The following is a 17,037-nucleotide window of genomic DNA, read 5'->3' as shown; positions in this document are numbered from 1 at the left end:
AAAAAAGGAGACGTGCATGACATACAAAATGAGAATTGTCGCAACCGCTCTGGCCTCGATGTCCATCGCATATCCGGCGCTGGCCGATGACAAGACTATCGTCATCGGCTTCGCCACTGCGGAGTCGGGCTTCATGGAAGCTTATGACAAGCCTGCGCAGGAGGCGGCCTTGATCCGCATCGACGAGATCAATGCGGCTGGCGGCCTGCTTGGAAAGCAGATCAAGGTTGTCAAGGCCGACACCAAGTCCGACCGGGCCGAAGGCGCCAAGGCGGGCCTCTCCGTGCTCGACCAGGGTGCGGATCTCGTGGTCGTGTCCTGCGACTACGACTTCGGATCGCCGGCTGCGCTCGCGGCCGAGGACGCGGGCCGTATCTCCTTCTTCCTGTGCGCGGAATCGGTCAAGGCCGGTATCCAGGGTGTCGGCCCGCACAGCTTCTCCGCGTCGGTGCTGGCGGCCGTGCAGGGCGCAACCATGGCCGAGTGGGCATTCAAGGAAAAGGGCGCAAAGGACTTCTACCGTCTGCTCGATACTTGGACGGCCTACAACAAGGGCATCTGCGACGGCTTCGACTGGATGATGCCGAAGCTCGAAGCCCAGGGCGCGAAGCTTGTCGGTGAAGACACCTTCAAGAACGAGGACGCCTCCATCGCCGCGCAGATCACCCGCATCAAGTCTCTGCCGAAGGAGCCGGATGCGATCATGCTTTGCACGATGATGCCGGGCGCTGTCTCGGCCATCAAGCAGCTTCGCGCCGCGGGTATCAACTCCATGATCCTGAATGGATCGGGCGTCGACGGTAGCTATTGGCTCTCGGCTGTGCCCGATCTGACGAACTTCTACGTCCCCGTTCAGGGATCGATCTATGGCGACGATCCCAATCCGGCCGTGCTGAAGTTCAATGCCACCTACAAGCAGAAGACAGGCGCCGATCCCTCGAGCCAGTATGTCTTTCCGGGTTACGTCATGGTCGACGTCTGGGCCAAGGCGGTGGAGCGTGCAGGCACGGCCGATGCCGACGCGGTCGTCGCGGAGCTGGAAAAGATGAAGAATGAGCCGACGCTGTTCGGGCCTCGTACCTTCTCGCCGGAACTACATCACCAGAACCAGACACGGTACCTGATCGTCGAGACCAAGGCCGGCAAGCCGGGTGTTGTAGGCAACTGGACGATTTCCGAGCCGGTACCGATGGAAGCCTTGCTCAAGTAGGAGAAGATGGGCCGGGTAAGCCCGGCCCTTTCGTCCTTTGAGGATCTTGCTTTTGGACAAAAAACGAGGGCGGCCCGCTTGGGCCGCCCTTGTCGCCCGATGAATTCAGATTTTCGCTACCCTCGCGCTTTGCGGTAGGAATCCTTGAGCGCTATGAGCTCCCCCGAGAAAGCGAAGATATCGCAGCCGTCGACTTCGATTTTCTGCCCCGCTGCCGTGGTGCCGACGAAGCGCCATGATGAAAGCCCGGTGTCGCCCGTCACGACGTGCCGTCCCCTGGTCCACTCGGCTTTCGGGAAGGCATCGAACAGCGCTGCATAGGCGGCGCGCACGGCGTCACGCCCCATATGCTTGCGCCCTTCGGCATCGGGTCCAGCCGAGCCGTGGAAAGCGCAATTCTCAGCCATGCAGTCCATCAGCGCGCCCACGTCGCGGGCGTTCCAGGCCGCGAGGAACCGGTCGAGCACGGCCAGCCGCCTGGCTGCGAGATCGCCGGCTTCAACGACCTCGACCTCCAGGAAGGCGAGCGGTGCATCGCCGGCATTGATGACGTTGTGAGCCACACCCGTCCGCCGCGAATAGGGCACCCCTTGGGTGAGAGCGGCTTGCGACTGCGCGCCGTCCGGGCCTTCGAGACCGAGTTTGCCGTCCGTAAGCGGCACGATGACGTAGTCATGGCCATGGATGTGCCAGCCGGTCTCGGCCCCGGTGGCAAAGCGCCATTCGGTGACCCGGAAGCGTTCGTCGTCGATATGGACGACCGGTTCGGCTTTCATGCGGGTCATTCAAGTCCCTCCTTGGCGACCGCACCGGTCAGGCGCTCAAGCGTCCGGCCCATGCGCGTCATGATTTCCTTCACATCGTCTTCTGTCGAGATCATCGGCGGACAGAGCGCGAGCTGGTCGCCGATGGCGCGGAAGATGAGGCCTTCCTCGTGGCCGATTCCTGCTGCGATAGCCCCTACACGCCCAACTTTGGCGAAGGGGCGTTTCGTCGCCTTGTCTGCCACCAGTTCAACGGCGCCGATAAGACCGGTGCCCCTCGCTTCGCCGACAAGCGGGTGATCGGCGAATGAGCGGATGCCGGCCTGGAACGACGTCTCAAGGCGGGCCGCGTTTCCGATCAAGTCCCGCTCCTCGAAGATGGCGAGGTTTTCGAGACCCACCGCCGTGGCGACCGGATGTCCTGACGCGGTGAAGCCGTGGCCGAAATTGCCGATCGTGGCGGTGTTGTCGGCGATCGCCTGATAGATCGCATCGGAGAAAATGACGGCGGCAAGCGGCATATAAGACGACGTGATTTGCTTGGAGACCGTCATGATATCAGGCGTGAAGCCGTATTTCTGAGCGCCGAAGGGCGTACCAAGCCGCCCGAAACCACAGATCACCTCGTCTGCTACCAGGATGATATCATTTGCCCGGCAGATTTTCTCCACGCCTTCCCAGTACCCGACCGGCGGCGGCAGAACGCCGCCGGCTGCCATGAGCGGCTCGCCTATGAAGGCCGCGATAGTGTCAGCCCCTTCTTCCGCGATCACCGCTTCCAGCTCGGCGAGCAGACGCGCCGTGAAGGCGGCTTCGTCTTCGCCTTCCATGCCGAAGCGATAGAAGTGCGGGCAGGTCAGGTGGCGAACGGGAATCGCCGGAAGATCGAAGTCGCGATGGTTGACCGGCAGGCCTGTCAGGCTGCCGGAGGCGACGGTGATGCCGTGGTAGCCCTTGGTCCGTGCCAGGAATTTCTTCTTTTTTGGCCGGCCCAGCGCGTTGTTCATGAACCACATCATCTTGACGATGGTGTCGTTGGCTTCCGAGCCCGACGACGTGAAGAAGACACGCGTCAGGTTTTCCGGCGTCATCTCCACGAGTTTCTCCGCGAGCCGGATGGACGGTTCATGCGCCTTGGAGGAGAAGGTGTGATAGTAGGGCAGCTTCAGCATTTGCTGATAGGCAGCATCGGCCAACCGCTTTTCCGAAAAGCCGACGCCCACCGACCACAGCCCGGCGAGCCCTTCGATGTATTCCTTGCCGCGTTCGTCATACACACGGATGCCGTCGCCGCGGCTGATGATCAGCGGCCCGGTTTGTTCGTGCTGACGCAGGTTTGTGTAGGGGTGCATGGTGGTGGCGATGTCGGCGGCGGCGAGAGAGTTGGAAAGCGCATCCATGGAAGTCCTCAGCGGCTTGGGGAAATGGTTCGGGCGGTGAGTTCGAGATAGTCCTCGATCCCATGCGTGGAGCTTTCACGATTCGGGAAACGAATCATGGCAGGCTGTTGGAATGGGTGTCGATGATCCGCCGCATCAGCGCGGCGACGTCGCGCGCATTCGGAGGATCGGAGTGGATGCAGACGGTGTCGAAGTCGACCGGGCGGATCGTACCGTCTGTCGTGACGAGTTCGCGTCGGGTAAGCGCCCCCACCATGCGATGCTCGGCAAGTGTCAGGTCGATGGCCGACTGGACGCGCGGGATGATCAGGCTGCCGCCGGGAGCGTAGGCAAGATCGGGAAAGAACTCGCCCACGAAGGCAACGCCGAGCTCGGCTGCCGCCGTCTCGTGACGGGTTCCCGCCAGGCCGAAGAGCGGGACGCCGAACGGCTTGACCGCCGCGGCAATTGCCCGGGCAGTGTCTATGTCGTGCGCGGCCATGCCGTAGATGATGCCATGCGGCTTGACATGGCTGAGCTGCCCGCCCTCGGCGGCCAGCATCCCCGTCAGAGCACCGATTTGGTAGAGGAAGGCGGCTGTCAGTTCCTCCGGTTGAAGTTTCATCTCGCGCCGGCCGAATCCCTCGCGATCGGGAAGGGACGGATGCGCGCCAACCTTCTTTCCGTGCGAAAGCGCGAGCCGCACGGTCTTCAGCATCGTCCATGGATCGGAGGCGTGGAAGCCGCATGCGATGTTGGCGCAATCGATGTGAGGCATGATGCCGGCATCGTCGCCGAAACGCCAGTTGCCGTAACTTTCCCCCATGTCGCAGTTCAGGGTGACCATGGTTTGCTTGCCTCAGCCCAGAGTGTTCGACGCCCAGCCGGGGGCGATGTGCGGGAATTCCGGCGGTGGTTCGCGCTCATGCAGCAGTCGAAGCACGCGCGGCGGCGTCAGTGGCAGCTGCCGCACCGGTTTGCCGATAGCGCGTGCCACAGCGCAGCCGATCGCGGCGCCCACGGCCAGGATCGGGACCTCGCCCGCGCCCTTGGTGCCTAGAGGCCCCATCGACGGTGCGCCCTCGTAGAGGTCGGCGGCGACCGGAACCACGTCCTGCGCCAGCGGCAGGCGATAGGTCTCGAAATCGTCCTGCGCGATGCGTCCGTCAGCGGTGATCGTCACCTCCTCATGCAGGGCGTAGCCGAGACCCTGCACGACACCACCCTGTATCTGGCCCATGACCGCGCGCGGGTTGAGTGCGCGGCCGACATCCTGCACCACGCGATAGGCCAGCACCTCGACATGACCGGTGTCCGGATCAACCGCCACCTCGGCCTCGTGAACGACGAAGACGGGGATGTCGAGCGCATCGATGAAGTGCCCCATCGCGCAGCCGGACATTGCCGGAGTGTTCCTGGCGGTAAAGGCTCCGCTTCCGGCGACCGGGCCGGTGGTTGCCTGCGCATGGGCGACGACAGCGGGGATCGACATGCCGGAACCGGGACGTCCCGTGATCTCGACACGACCATCCCGCACCACCAAGTCTTCCGGTCGGGTCTGGAGCATCTCACCGGCGGTCCGCAGCAGCTTCTCCCGCACTTCCGCGCAGGCAGCCACACTTGCCGCACCGATGGAGACGGTGGTGCGCCCACCGCCAACGCCGACATCGAGACCGGCGGCATCCGTATCGGCTTCGCGCACGATCACCTGGTCGGGAGCGAGGCCGAGCTGCCCAGCCACGATCTGCGGCAGGGATTGCACCATCGTGCCGGATCCGATCTCCACACCCGAGGTGACTAGCGTTGCGCTACCGTCGGCGTTCAAATTCACCGTCGCCGCCGAAGGCCCTACGAAAACAAACCATGTGCCGACCGTGGTTGCAATTCCATAGAGCCTGCCGTCGGCCTTGGCCTCTGATGTACCGGTACTGGCGCGTAACGCCTCCATGCGATCGAGCATCGGACCCAGCACATCGGCCTCGAAAACCTGGCCCGTGGCACCGAGATCGCCATCTCCCAGGACATTTTTCTTCCGGAACTCCATAGGGTCGAAGCCTAGCGCATCGCAGATTTCGTCGGTATGTCGCTCCAAAGCGAATGTGTTGTAGACGCCGTTGCAAGCTCGGAAAGCACCGTTGGGTGGTGTGTTGGTGTATACGGCGCGGCTGACGAGCCGCGTTGCGCCAACCCTGTAATTGCCGCCCAGCGTGTGCGCCGTCATCGTCGTCAGAAAAACCTGTTCGCCTCCATACGCGCCGCAGTCCATCAGCACGACCGCCTCGCGCCCGGCAATGTATCCTTCGGCAGTGACAGCGGACCGGATGCGGATTTCCGCATTCTCGCGGCAGAGGCAGGTTGCCATCTCTTCCTGCCGGGTATTTTCCAGGACCACCGTGCGCCCGGTCATTCGCGCCAGAAGTGCCGTGATAGGCTCGATGGATGCATCGAATTTCAGGCCGAACCCGCCGCCGACAGGGGGTACAGTGACCCGCACACGCCCGGGCGGAAGCTGCATGACCCTTCCGGTGACGTTGCGCACGGTCCAAGGCACCTGCGTCGAGGTCTGGATGTGAGCACGGCCGTCCTCCCAGGAGCCGATGGCAACGCGCGGTTCGAAGGGCACATGGTTCTGCCGGCCGACGGTGAAGCTGCTCTCGACAATGCGAATGTCGGGACGGGAGAAGGCCGCATCGACGTCGCCGCGACTGGATTTTGCCTCCCAGGCGATGTTGCCGGCACGTGCACCGCCCTCGGTGATCACCTCATAGCCGCGCCAGCCCTCGTGAACGAGACGGGCGGCGGGCTGGAGCGCTTCGGCCATGGTGGACACCGGTGCCAGCGGTTCGACCTCAAGCACGACGACTGCAAGCGCCGCCCGCGCCTGCTTCTCCGTTTCGGCGGCGATGACGGCGATTGGTTCGCCGTGATAGCGGATCGTGTCGATGGCCAGGAGCGGATGGTCGGCAATGCCGATGCCGTACAGCCCTGGCGCATCGGCGCCGGTCGCCACCGCGCGCACACCAGGAAAGCGAAGTGCTGCCGAAACGTCGAGCTTGCGGATCCGCCCAGCGGCAACGGTCGAGCGCAGCAGCACGGCATGCAACATGTCGGGGCGAACCCGGTCGTTGGTGTATTTCGTGCGCCCGCGCAGCTTGTCCTGCGCATCGCGGCGGGGAAGGTTCATCACCGTGGCGGACAGCTCAGACATGGATGCCTCTTACCACCTGGCCAGCCATCCGCGCTTGGTCGAGCCAGTCGGCCACGGCGTCGACGATCCGCTCATATCCCGTGCAGCGGCAGATGTTGCCGACCATCGCGGCCTTGATTTCGGGACGGCTCGCATGCGGATTGTCGCGCACGAACGCCGAAAGGCTCATGACCATTCCCGGGAAACACATGCCGCATTGCACGGCATCGGCCGCCTCGAAATTGGCCTGGAGCGGGTGCAGCGCCTGGTTTCCGGAACTCAATCCCTCGATGGTCGTCACCGCGCATCCCTGGACGAGGCCAATCGGCTTCAGGCAGGACGGCACCGCTTCATCGTCGACATGCACGGTGCACGCGCCGCAGAAGCCTTCGCGGCACACGGCTTTGGTCCCCGTCAGGAATCGTTCCTGCCGCAGGATGTCGACGAGCGGCGTCATCGGATCGCCATCAAAGCGGCAGTCCTCGCCATTCAGCTGGAATATCACGGTCATGCCAGGCCCCCGGTCTTGAGAAGTGCGGCAACACCGCGCTTGACCAGTGGCGCAAGAACCTGGCGCCGGTACCAACCCTCCGCTTCCTTGCCGTCGCGGCCCTGAAAATCATTGTGCTCCAGCGCAAGCCCGGCGGCGCGTTCCGGATCGAACGCAGAGGCCGAGTCCGCCGCCATGGCCTGTTCGAGCGCCGTCCAGCGCCGCGCTACCGGCTCCACCGACCCGACGGCGATGCGACATCGTTTGTCCTTGTCTACCGCAAGCGAGACGATGGCGACCGGATAGTCGCCGGCTTTTCGAAGCGGCAGGCGGATATGAGCGCTGGCGACAAGGTCGCGGCGCAGATGAATTCTCGTCACAATCGCTTCGGCCAGCAGCGCATGCCTGTCTTTGAGGAAATCCGAAATACCGATGAGTTTTGGGCCTTCGAACGTCTCCAACTCCACCGTCGCCTCACAGGCGAGAAGCGCGGGAGCGAGATCGGCGGCGGCAAAGTCGAGGGCACAAAGGTTGCCGCCCACGGTGGCGACCTTTCGGATGCCAGGATTGGCCGCATTCTCCGCCGCGGCAACCAGACCTTCGAAGCCCACTGCCCCGTGCAACGCACGGCCAAGGACTGCATGGGTAACGGCTGCGCCGATCACGACATGGTCCGGTTCGATTTCGACCTTGGACAAGGCGGGTATTCGGTGGAGTGCGACCACCGCCTCGGGAAGATCGACCCCGCGCCGTGGATCACGCATCATCCAGGTGCCGCCGGCAAGCACCGCCGCGCCTTGCCGGCGTGCGGCCATTGCCTCTTCAATCGTGCTGGCTGCGGTGAACGATCGTTCCACGCTTGGTGCCATCTGTCATACCCCTCGGAAGCAGCCAACTTTCGCGGCGCTGCAGCATTGTTGCTCCAGCTTTAGGCTCCTGTGAAATAGTAATTCTTTGAATATCGTATCGAAAAAACAGATAACTCGGGCATCCCGCGAGCGCCCGCAAGATTGCGGCGCGCTCGTTAGTGCTCAGACCCAGTGGGCGACGGTCCGTTTCTCAAAACTTTCCCGGAACTGGGCGGTGGTTTTGGGGAGCAGTTCGCCAGTCTCCCAGTCGAGGATCACGGCATAGTGCCGAACCGCATCGAGCGTATCGATCTCGCCGGAGCGGTATTTGCGCGCGACCTCCTCGGGATCCATGCGTGCCCAGTCCTTCCGTTTCGCCCGGATGTCGGCACGGCAGGCTTCGGTTGCCGTCCCGTCGATTTCGTACTGGCACAGGTCGCGGTCGATTTCGCGGATCACCACGCCGTAGTCAGTCCTGGCGCGCTCCAGGGAAACGTAGTCGTCGATCACGTCCTCCATCACCTTGCGGGGCTCGCGCTCCAATGGATCGCCGAAACCGCCGCCGCCGGCCGTCGGACGAGCGAACTGGTCGCCTGTGTGGACGGAGTAATCGGAGAATACGGAGCCGAGCCAAATCTCGGTCTCTTCTCCGGCGCGCTTCATGGTCAAGCCGTGGGGCATCGACGGCAGGCCTCCTTCGACACCCCAGACGACAGCGCGCTCACGGTCGCAAATATAGGACATGACGGCATTTTCAGCCTCAAGCAGCAACGAAGTCTTCTGCACGCCGACGCCGCCCCGCCATTTGCCGGGCCCGGCTGAATCCTGCTTGATCTGGAACTCGAGTGTCCGAGTGGGATTCACCCGCTCGTTGCCTTCGTTCGGCTGCGACATCAGCCCGGTTCCGAAGCAGGCGGTGGTGACATCGGCACCATCCTTGCCGTTGCGCCCGCCCCAACCGCCGGGCAGCCATTCGTAGAACATGAAGATCGGCTTTTCGGGTTTGCGCGCGTCCCGTCCCCCGGCCAGCAGATATTCGAGGTTGAAGGCGCAGGCGATAGCGCGTTCGGGCATGATCTTCGACCACATCTCGAAGATCGCGTTCATGATCTTTTCGAACGGCATCAGGAACCCGGTCACCGCCACCGGCCATTCCGCGCTGACGATGCTGTTCTTTGGCGCGGTCACCTCGATCATCCGGTAAAACCCGCTGTTGAGTGGAAGGTCCGGAAAGAAGGTCTTCATGCCGGCGACCACGGCAGAGAAGGTCGCGCCCGGGGCGGAATTGTACATCGAGGCAATGGTCGAATGGCTTCCCGTAAAATCGTAGTGGATCGTGTCGCCCTTGATCGTCATCTTGATGCGGATCGGGATCATGCCTTCGCCGGCACCGAGATCCCGGTCGATGTAGTCGACCGTCTCCCAAGTGCCGTCGGGCAGCTCCGCGAGACGCTTTCGCACCGCACGTTCGACGTAGTCCTGAACCTCCTCCATCCCGCGCATGACCTGGCCGCGTCCGTACTTCTTGACCAGCCGCAACAGTTCGCGCTCGGCGGCCTGCGTCGCCTGCGCCTGGGAATGTATGTCGCCAATGATCGATGCGGGATCGCGCGTGTTGGCCGCGATCATGTTGGCGACGTCGGAGCAGAAGCGGCCGCGCTGGAAAAGGCGCAACGGCGTGATCCGCAGGCCTTCGCGGAACATGTCGCGGGCGGTGACGTCGAAGGAACCCGGCACCGAGCCGCCGAGATCCGACCAGTGGCCGTTCGACTGGGAGAAGCCGATCAGTTTGTCTTCATCGAAGATCGGCCGGACGAGCCTAACATCGCTGAAATGCGTACCGCCGGCATAGGGATCGTTGATTGCGTAGACGTCACCGGGTGCCATATCGCCTTCGAAGACCCGGATCACCTCCTTGCACGTGTTGTGCAGTGTGCCGACATGGACCGCGATGTCGTAGTTGCCCTGGGCGACGGAGTTGCCATCGGCGTCGTGCAGGGCATTCGAAAAGTCTCGGTTGTAGATGACGAAGGAATAGCAGGTGCGAAGCATCTGTTCGGCCATCTGGTCGACGGTGGTGATGAAGGAGTTCTTCAGCACCTCGAACGTTACCGGATCGAGGCCAGGGCTCGTTTCAATCAGCTTTGTCATGTCTCAGCCTTTCGTCACGATGAGAATGTTCAGGAAGCCGTCGACGGTCGCGCTCATTCCCGGCGGAACCACGGTGGTGGAATCGAACTGTTCGACGATGGCGGGTCCCGCAAAGGCAGCGCCGGCCCTGAGTTGGTCGCGTTCATAGACAGCCGCATCATGAGATACGCCGTCGAACCAGACGCCGCGGCGGCCGAGCGGCTCGGGCACATGAGGCAAGACTTCATGCCGCGGCATCTCGGCTTTCGGTACGATGCCGATCGCCTTGACCGCGATGCGGAAGATCGACACCGGCGCCTCTTCGCGGCGGTAGTTGAACTCGCGTTCGTGCTCGTTGTGGAATGCCTCTATCAGCGAGCAGATGCTCTCGATCCGTGCCGGGGCTGACACCGCGAGCGAGCGCCACTGGCCCTGGTACATCATCTCGACCGTACGCTGCAGCGCCATGTCTTCGCGCGCCACGCCCTCATGGGTCAGGCGCTCAACGGCCTGTTCTTCCATCAGAACAAAGGCCGCCTGCATCTCGGCGGGCGAGACCGTCGAAGCATCGGCCATGAAGCTTTCGGAGAAATCATGCTGCACGTCGACGAGAAGGCAACCGAGCGCGGAGGTGACGCCGGGATTGGGTGGCACGATCACGGTTGGAATCGAAAGCTCCTTCGCCACGGCCGCTCCGTGCAAAGCGCCTGCACCGCCGAATGCGACGAGCGCAAAGTCGCGTGGGTCATAGCCCCGGCTGATGGAGAGAAGCCGCACGGCATTGCCCATGTTGGCGTTGGCGACGGCGATGATCGCCTCGGCCGCCTGGTGGAGTTCCATGCTGAAGGGTGTCGCCACAGTCTCCTGCACCGCCTGGGCGGCCAGGGCGGGGTCGAGCGTGATCTTGCCGCCCGCAAGGCTGGTGCCGAGACGGCCGAGCACGACATTGGCATCGGTGTTGGTGGCGGTGCGGTTGCCATTCTTGTAGCAGGCCGGGCCCGGAAAGGCGCCGGCGGACTGCGGTCCGTTGCGCAAGCTGCCGCCCTCGTCCTGCCATGCCAACGACCCGCCGCCCGCGCCGATGGTCAGCACCTCGATGGAGGGGAAGCGGATGGGGTATCCGAATTCGATGTACCAGTCTTTTGTGATGCGCGACTCCCCGTTCCATGCGAGCGAGACGTCGGTGCTGGTGCCGCCCATGTCGAAGCCGATCGAGTTCGGGAAGCCACAGAGATTTCCGATGAAGCGGCTTGCGATCGCGCCGGCAGCGATGCCGGATCCCGCGAGCCGGGCCGAGAAATCCCTGACGCTCGCGGGCGTCATGACCCCGCCACCGCTGTGCAGCAACAGGAGATCTCGTTTGTATCCGGCGGCCGCGAGCTTTTCTCCGAGACGCGACACGTAATCGACGACGACCGGGGCGCAGACGGCGTTGGCCATGGTGGTGGAAAAACGTTCGTGCTCGAAGATTTCCGGCATCACCTCCGAGGAGATCGAGACCGGCAGATCCGGCATGGCCTCCTTCAGAATCTCACGCATGCGGCGCTCATTGGCGCCGTTGACATAGGAGTTCATGAAGCAGACGGCGATGGACTTGACCTGCCGTTTGACGAGAATTTCCGCGACGCGATGAGCGGCCTCTTCGTCCAGTGCTTCCAGGATCGTGCCCTCGGCACTGACCCGTTCCCGGACTGTCAGCCGGTCGCGGCGCGGGATATACGGCTTGGCGACATCCTTGTAGGTGTCCCAGAGGTCTTCCTTGTTGGCGCGGCGGATCTCGACAACATCACGGAAACCCTCGGTGCAGACCATTGCGGTGCGTGGCAGGCGGCGGGTGATCAGCGCATTGGTGGCGACCGTCGTACCATGAGAGAACAGCGTCACCTCCGAAAGATCGATGCGGCCCTGCTCCACGCCATTCATGATCGCCTGCATGGGATCGTCAGGCGTGGAGGCGGTCTTCTCGATGCGGATCGCGCCGCTGTCTTCGTCCATGATGCAGATGTCGGTGAAAGTCCCTCCGACATCGACGGCAACTCTTATTCTGCTCATGACAGTTCCTTCGCGGGATATTTGCGGGCAAGGCCCGGCTTTCGCCGCCCTTGCCGGGGCGGCGTCGCAATAGATTATGGAATTGGCCCGGATTTCGCCGGGTCTAGTGCCGCTCTCTTGAGGTCGAAGCGCGGCCTGCCCGGTTCGCTGCTTCGCGACGGGTATCGGTCGGTGCGCAACCGAACCGCGTCCGGTAATGCTTGCAGAATTGAGACTGGTCGGCAAAGCCCCAGCGGTAAGCAATCTCGGCAACGCTGCTGATGTTGGTCACCGACATCAGTTCCTCGGCGCAAAGTTCAAGCCGGGCGTCGCGGATGAAGCCGTTGATCGACTGGTTGCTGTCCTGAAAAAGAACCTGCAGGTAACGCAGGGAAATCCCGCAGGCATCGGCCACCGCCTGCGGGCCGAGGCCGGAATTCTTCAGATTGTCGCGAATATACTGCTCGGCACGATGCAAATGGCCGGCCCGGATCGACGAGATGCTGCTGTCCAGCACGCGATCGTCGCTCACGATCGACAGGCACAGCATTTCCAGGATGTGCCTGCCCATCATCTCACGAGCGACTTCAGTGATCTCATCGACATGGCCGATCGTGGTTCGCACCGTGTCGAGGAAGAGCGCGGCGACGCCCTGGGTCGCGTCGAAACTGAGCGCACTGAGCCGTTCGGCAGACCCGATCCGCGCCCGAACGCTCGACGATGGCACCTTCAGGACCCACAGCGCGTTTGGCTTGCCGTGCCAGAATTCGTAAGGCGCGTCTCCCCTCTCAACGAGGAAGCCCCCCGGACCGCAATTGACGGTCCTCGACCCTTGCGAGAAATTCACCTCCGACATCTCCGGGATGGTGATGAGCAGGCTGGCGTCACGTTCGTTGAGGAAGTGGCGGCGATGGCGGCGATAGCTTACGGCATCGCAGCGCATTTTAGACACGCTGACGAGCCCAAGCGAGAAGGTTTCCAGCGTGCCCGAAAATTCACGACGGTTCCGATACTCGGTGTCGAGCGGAAAATAGGCTTCGGTAACAGCGGCTTGCCAGGCATCACCGCCTGTGGGACCGCCGATCGTATCGACGACGTATTTCATTCCCCGACCTTTCTGGTTGGCCCCGGTTAGCCCGGTGTTTTTCTGAAGATTACAGGAATCCGCCGGCGCGTATTGGTCAAAAACGAATAAACTTATGTGGCCGCTTGGCCCAAGGGCCGGAGCTCGCGACGGTTTCAGTTATCGTCACGGTCCTGGTGTGCAGTTGATCAAACCAGCCTTGGGCGCGCAAACCGCAAGCCAAATTGGAACCATGCATCGGCCTCGACCGGCTCGTGCACCTTGGGCACGGTCGTCGCCGTGTTTGGTTTCGCGCGATGAGGATGGCGGGACACAGCGCGCACCCGAAACTTCTTCGCCAGGCAACTTTGCGCGAGCCCGCGGCCGAGAAACCCTGTTCCGCCAAAAATGGCGCCGATCCGCTCGGCTCCTCGGTCGTTTTGGCATGAGCCCAACCCTTCCACGCGCCGAAGCGATGCGCCGGCCTAGTCGGCCGCCGGGATAACCCGCCAAATCTTGTTGCCCACATCATCCGCGATCAGCAATGCGCCAGTTCGGTCGATGGCAACGCCAACCGGACGGCCGAATGCCTTGTCATCGTTGCTCAGAAATCCGGTAAGCACGTCCTGCGGCGGCCCCGACGGCTTGCCGTCGGCAAACGGCACGAAGATCACCTTGTAGCCGCTTCGCGGCATGCGATTCCATGAACCATGCTGGCCGACAAAGGCGCCATTCTTCATGTGCGGGCCGAACAGGTCGGCGGTGTTGAAGGTGAGCCCAAGCGACCCGGTGTGCGCCCCGAGTGCGTAGTCGGGCACGATCGCCTTGCCGACGAGGTCCGGACGCGGTGGCTCCGCCCTGACATCGATGTGTCGGCCGAAATAGCTGTAGGGCCAGCCGTAGAAGGCGCCATCCCTGACCGATGTCATGTAGTCGGGAACGAGGTCGCTGCCGATCTCGTCCCGCTCGTTGACGACCGCCCAGAGTTCCCCGCTTTCAGGGTTCCAGGAGAGGCCGTTCGGGTTGCGCAGACCCGACGCAAAGAGCCGCGTCTGCCGCGTAGCGAGGTCGATTTCATGCACGGCGGCGCGGCCTTCTTCCTCCTCCATGCCGTTTTCGCCGACATTGGAGTTGGAGCCCACGGTGGCATAGAGCTTCGTTCCGTCCGGACTGGCAATGACGTCCTTGGTCCAATGGTGATTGCGGCCGGCCGGAAGGTCGACGATCTTCTCGGACGGAGCAGTGATCTCGGCGTCGCCATCGCGATAGGGGAAAGCGACGACCGCGTCGGCATTGGCGACATAGAGCTTGCCGTCGAGCAGCGTCATGCCGAAGGGCGAGAAGAGGCTGCTGAGGAGGACTGTCCTGGTCTCAGCCACGCCATCGCCGTTCTCGTCGCGTAACAACGAGATACGGTTGGCGCTCCGCACCTCGGCGCCAGCCCGGCTCTGGAACAGTTTCATGAACCAGCCACGTATGGAAAAACCTTCGTCAGGTTTTGGCGGCGCATTGCTTTCGGCGACCAGCACGTCGCCATTGGGCAGCACGTGCAGCCAGCGCGGATGGTCGAGGCCGCCAGCGAATTCGTTGACGGCGAAGCCTTTGGCGGCGACCGGCATCTTGCCTTGGGGCCAAGGGGTCGCCTCGGCAACGTGGACCGTGGGTATCCAGGTCGGATTGGGTTCGGCAAGCGTCGGGTTTGGACCGTAGGTCTGCTCGATCGGAACGGTGGCCTGTTCGCGCGAGAAGAAGAACAAGCCTGCCCCCGCGATTACGACGAAGGCGACAATGACGAGTAAGACGCCCAGAATTTTTCGCATTGGATATTCCCGAGGATTGGGACAGTGACGTAACGCCATCAGGGCGTTCCGGTTGCGGCGGCACGCGACATTTGCGCGAAATAGGCGGCCAGTGCGGCAATATCTTCGTCCGAGAGGTTTTTAGCAGCGTTGCGCATCAGATGGGCGAAGCGCGTGCCGCCGCGCTTTTCCTCGCGGAAAAGCTCGAGCTGGGTCGCAATGTATTTGGCGGGCTGTCCGGACAGTTCCGGATAGATGGGGTTGCGGTCCGGACGACCGTGGCAACCCAGGCATGCCGGAACGTCGCGCTCCGGGATGCCGCGTCGCGCGATCTCATCGGCACGCGCGATCCGGGCACGGTCCGGTTGCGTCGACGTTGCAGGCGCAGGCAGCGCGGAAAAATGCCGCGCGAGATCGGCGAGGAGCGCAGGGTCGACAGCGGTGACAGAAATTCCCATGACACCGCTCTGGCGGTGGCCGGCAGCGTAGGCTCTCAAACTTTCAAGAAGATAGGTTTTGCGCTGAGAGGCCAAGACGGGCGTTGCGGGGCTCCGGCCGAGCCCGTCCGTGCCGTGGCAGCGGGTACAGTCGGCGAGTGCGCGTTCGAGGCCTTGTGTTTGGCCAGTCGACGGTTCGCTACTGCCATAAGCAAGGTCGCGCCACCGCGCCTCGTCCATCGTCGGCAGTTCGCGCAGGAAGGCGACCATCGCCCAGACTTCATCGTCGCGCTGCTGCGTCGGCCAGGCCGGCATGCCGGTGAAGCGCACGCCGTGCTGGACGATGCGGAAGAGTTCGGCGTCCGTCCATTCGCCGACCTTGCCGGCAAGGTCCGGCGGCTGCGGCAGCATCGCAAGGACGGCGGGCGACCGCGGTTCGCCGGGCGCACCGTGGCAGATGGCGCAGCCGCGCGCGAAATGGCCGGCAGCCGGCTGAATAGCGTAGCGCGGCAGCTCGTCCGGCACCTTGACCGTGAGTGCGTATGTCCGCACGGCCGAGCGCATCGCGAAGTGCAGGAACCATTCGGTCACCTTCCAGTGGCCGGTCGAGGCACCAACGTTGAAGAAGCCGATCCAGGTCGCGAAAAGCACCGCGGCCGGCAAGATCGCCAAGCCTATCGCCAAGTGTTTCCAGTTGACGTGCATCAGCCGGCCAGCCTCTCGGTTTTGCCGCTCAGGAGCCTGGCAAGCAGGAAGACGCCTCCGGCGAGGTAAACGGCAGCGCCGATCATCAACATGATGATGCCGCCGAGCGCCTGGTCCTGTCCCGCCCCGAGCACGAGGCCAAAGCACGTCACTTCGCCGAGGCCATAGAGCGGTCGCGAGGCGAGCGAGAGCAGCGCGCCAAGCAACGTCATGTGGATGGAGGTCAGGAGCAACGCGAAGGCGCCGGCAGCGTCCCTGGCCGGCGCATCGGCATTGCGCGGCGCCATGCACGTCAGCCACAGGAACAGCCCGGCACCAAGGAAGGACACCTGCTCGATCATGGTGGCGATGGTCGATGTCTCGGCCCACTGGCGCGCAGCCGGCGCATGCCAGCCCCAGACGACAATCAGTTCGACGAGAGAGGCGATAAGGGGAGCGGCGGTGGCCACGGAGCGTATCGTCCTGGCAATACCGATTGCTATCAGCGGCGCCGCGATCGCGACGACGCCCATGTGGGCAAGCATGTGAGCCGCGAACGAGCCACGCCACGCATCGAGCAGCGGTCCCGCCCAGACCAGCGCGAGGGTGACGAAGCCCAGCAACAGGCTTGCCGTCCTCATGAGGAGCATCCGTCGATGAAGAGCAGCGGCAGCGCCACGTAAAGCACAGCGACGAAGCTCAGGCCGCAAAGCAGTAGCGTGGCAAACCCCTGGAAGAGGTTGCGGTCCGTCGCTGTGGGATCGTCGTGCGGCGGGTCGTTCGTGCCGAAGCCCCACTGCCTCCAGGCGAGCCACCCGGACAAGACGATCATCGCGAGTGCCCCCAGCGTCATAGCCACTATGCCAGCCTGGACGACAGCGAAACCGAGGTCACCGCGCTTGGCACACCAGATTGCGGCCAGTGCATAACAGGCGAGGAAATGTCCGGCCCAGATCACGGGCGCGGTGAAGAGCGTCCAGAGCGTTTCGACCTCTTTGGGAATGATGCGCATCAC

The 17,037-nt window shown here is 63.2% G+C and carries 14 protein-coding genes; 1 reads left to right on the top strand and 13 read right to left on the bottom strand.

Going from position 1 to position 17,037, the window contains the following annotated elements; translation table 11 throughout:
• Nucleotides 1-16 precede the first annotated feature (16 nt).
• The gene (locus AC0L3E_RS15625) at nt 17-1,210 is read left to right on the top strand and encodes an ABC transporter substrate-binding protein (protein ID WP_127326908.1); all 1,194 of its coding nucleotides are present in this window, start codon (nt 17-19) and stop codon (nt 1,208-1,210) included.
• 116 nt (nt 1,211-1,326) lie between these two features.
• Here the strand turns inward: AC0L3E_RS15625 and AC0L3E_RS15620 are convergent, their stop codons facing one another.
• From AC0L3E_RS15620 to AC0L3E_RS15560, 13 genes are all read right to left on the bottom strand, one after another.
• Nucleotides 1,327-1,995 carry a nuclear transport factor 2 family protein gene (locus AC0L3E_RS15620; RefSeq protein WP_127380456.1) on the bottom strand — a complete coding sequence of 223 codons (669 nt, stop codon included), beginning with the start codon at nt 1,993-1,995 and terminating at the stop codon, nt 1,327-1,329.
• Nucleotides 1,992-3,374: an aspartate aminotransferase family protein gene (locus AC0L3E_RS15615; RefSeq protein ID WP_473605116.1), complete on the bottom strand. Its 1,383-nt coding sequence runs from the start codon at nt 3,372-3,374 to the stop codon at nt 1,992-1,994. Before AC0L3E_RS15615 ends, AC0L3E_RS15620 begins: the two co-directional genes overlap by 4 nt.
• Nucleotides 3,375-3,468: 94 nt before the next feature.
• Nucleotides 3,469-4,200 carry a LamB/YcsF family protein gene (locus AC0L3E_RS15610; RefSeq protein WP_127317797.1) on the bottom strand — a complete coding sequence of 244 codons (732 nt, stop codon included), beginning with the start codon at nt 4,198-4,200 and terminating at the stop codon, nt 3,469-3,471.
• A 12-nt stretch (nt 4,201-4,212) separates the two neighbouring features.
• On the bottom strand, nt 4,213-6,561 hold the full coding sequence (locus tag AC0L3E_RS15605) for a xanthine dehydrogenase family protein molybdopterin-binding subunit (RefSeq protein WP_473605115.1): 2,349 nt from the start codon (nt 6,559-6,561) through the stop codon (nt 4,213-4,215).
• Nucleotides 6,554-7,051, bottom strand: coding sequence for a (2Fe-2S)-binding protein (locus tag AC0L3E_RS15600; protein WP_127396160.1), 498 nt, complete (start codon nt 7,049-7,051; stop codon nt 6,554-6,556). Before AC0L3E_RS15600 ends, AC0L3E_RS15605 begins: the two co-directional genes overlap by 8 nt.
• Nucleotides 7,048-7,899, bottom strand: coding sequence for an FAD binding domain-containing protein (locus AC0L3E_RS15595; protein WP_292335656.1), 852 nt, complete (start codon nt 7,897-7,899; stop codon nt 7,048-7,050). Before AC0L3E_RS15595 ends, AC0L3E_RS15600 begins: the two co-directional genes overlap by 4 nt.
• Nucleotides 7,900-8,061: 162 nt before the next feature.
• Nucleotides 8,062-10,029, bottom strand: coding sequence for a hydantoinase B/oxoprolinase family protein (locus tag AC0L3E_RS15590; RefSeq protein WP_127380462.1), 1,968 nt, complete (start codon nt 10,027-10,029; stop codon nt 8,062-8,064).
• Nucleotides 10,030-10,032: 3 nt separating this feature from the next.
• Complete coding sequence (locus AC0L3E_RS15585) at nt 10,033-12,060, bottom strand: hydantoinase/oxoprolinase family protein (RefSeq protein ID WP_128309244.1); 2,028 nt, start codon at nt 12,058-12,060, stop codon at nt 10,033-10,035.
• Between the two features lie 103 nt (nt 12,061-12,163).
• Nucleotides 12,164-13,144 carry an AraC-like ligand-binding domain-containing protein gene (locus AC0L3E_RS15580; RefSeq protein ID WP_127317809.1) on the bottom strand — a complete coding sequence of 327 codons (981 nt, stop codon included), beginning with the start codon at nt 13,142-13,144 and terminating at the stop codon, nt 12,164-12,166.
• 443 nt (nt 13,145-13,587) lie between these two features.
• Nucleotides 13,588-14,922, bottom strand: coding sequence for a PQQ-dependent sugar dehydrogenase (locus AC0L3E_RS15575; RefSeq protein WP_473605114.1), 1,335 nt, complete (start codon nt 14,920-14,922; stop codon nt 13,588-13,590).
• Nucleotides 14,923-14,960: 38 nt separating this feature from the next.
• Nucleotides 14,961-16,001: a c-type cytochrome gene (locus tag AC0L3E_RS15570; RefSeq protein ID WP_473605113.1), complete on the bottom strand. Its 1,041-nt coding sequence runs from the start codon at nt 15,999-16,001 to the stop codon at nt 14,961-14,963.
• Nucleotides 16,002-16,042: 41 nt separating this feature from the next.
• Nucleotides 16,043-16,663 (bottom strand): cytochrome c oxidase assembly protein, encoded by a 621-nt coding sequence (locus AC0L3E_RS15565; protein WP_236383168.1) that lies wholly within the window; start codon nt 16,661-16,663, stop codon nt 16,043-16,045.
• Entirely contained in the window at nt 16,660-17,034 is a 375-nt protein-coding gene (locus tag AC0L3E_RS15560; RefSeq protein WP_236383169.1) for a hypothetical protein, read from the bottom strand. The genes AC0L3E_RS15565 and AC0L3E_RS15560 overlap by 4 nt, the downstream gene beginning before the upstream one ends.
• Nucleotides 17,035-17,037: the final 3 nt, after the last annotated feature.

It is taken from the genome of Mesorhizobium sp. WSM4822 (assembly GCF_055811155.1).
The sequence above is the reverse complement of the archived record's forward strand: the minus strand, read 5'-3'. Positions and strand labels throughout refer to the sequence as shown.

What these genes read in the sequence shown, in the direction of transcription:
- AC0L3E_RS15625 (WP_127326908.1), top strand. Translation starts at nt 17, where the DNA reads ATGACATACAAAATGAGAATTGTCGCAACCGCTCTGGCCTCGATGTCC.
- AC0L3E_RS15620 (WP_127380456.1), bottom strand. Translation starts at nt 1,995, where the DNA reads ATGACCCGCATGAAAGCCGAACCGGTCGTCCATATCGACGACGAACGC.
- AC0L3E_RS15615 (WP_473605116.1), bottom strand. Translation starts at nt 3,374, where the DNA reads ATGGATGCGCTTTCCAACTCTCTCGCCGCCGCCGACATCGCCACCACC.
- AC0L3E_RS15610 (WP_127317797.1), bottom strand. Translation starts at nt 4,200, where the DNA reads ATGGTCACCCTGAACTGCGACATGGGGGAAAGTTACGGCAACTGGCGT.
- AC0L3E_RS15605 (WP_473605115.1), bottom strand. Translation starts at nt 6,561, where the DNA reads ATGTCTGAGCTGTCCGCCACGGTGATGAACCTTCCCCGCCGCGATGCG.
- AC0L3E_RS15600 (WP_127396160.1), bottom strand. Translation starts at nt 7,051, where the DNA reads ATGACCGTGATATTCCAGCTGAATGGCGAGGACTGCCGCTTTGATGGC.
- AC0L3E_RS15595 (WP_292335656.1), bottom strand. Translation starts at nt 7,899, where the DNA reads ATGGCACCAAGCGTGGAACGATCGTTCACCGCAGCCAGCACGATTGAA.
- AC0L3E_RS15590 (WP_127380462.1), bottom strand. Translation starts at nt 10,029, where the DNA reads ATGACAAAGCTGATTGAAACGAGCCCTGGCCTCGATCCGGTAACGTTC.
- AC0L3E_RS15585 (WP_128309244.1), bottom strand. Translation starts at nt 12,060, where the DNA reads ATGAGCAGAATAAGAGTTGCCGTCGATGTCGGAGGGACTTTCACCGAC.
- AC0L3E_RS15580 (WP_127317809.1), bottom strand. Translation starts at nt 13,144, where the DNA reads ATGAAATACGTCGTCGATACGATCGGCGGTCCCACAGGCGGTGATGCC.
- AC0L3E_RS15575 (WP_473605114.1), bottom strand. Translation starts at nt 14,922, where the DNA reads ATGCGAAAAATTCTGGGCGTCTTACTCGTCATTGTCGCCTTCGTCGTA.
- AC0L3E_RS15565 (WP_236383168.1), bottom strand. Translation starts at nt 16,663, where the DNA reads ATGAGGACGGCAAGCCTGTTGCTGGGCTTCGTCACCCTCGCGCTGGTC.
- AC0L3E_RS15560 (WP_236383169.1), bottom strand. Translation starts at nt 17,034, where the DNA reads ATGCGCATCATTCCCAAAGAGGTCGAAACGCTCTGGACGCTCTTCACC.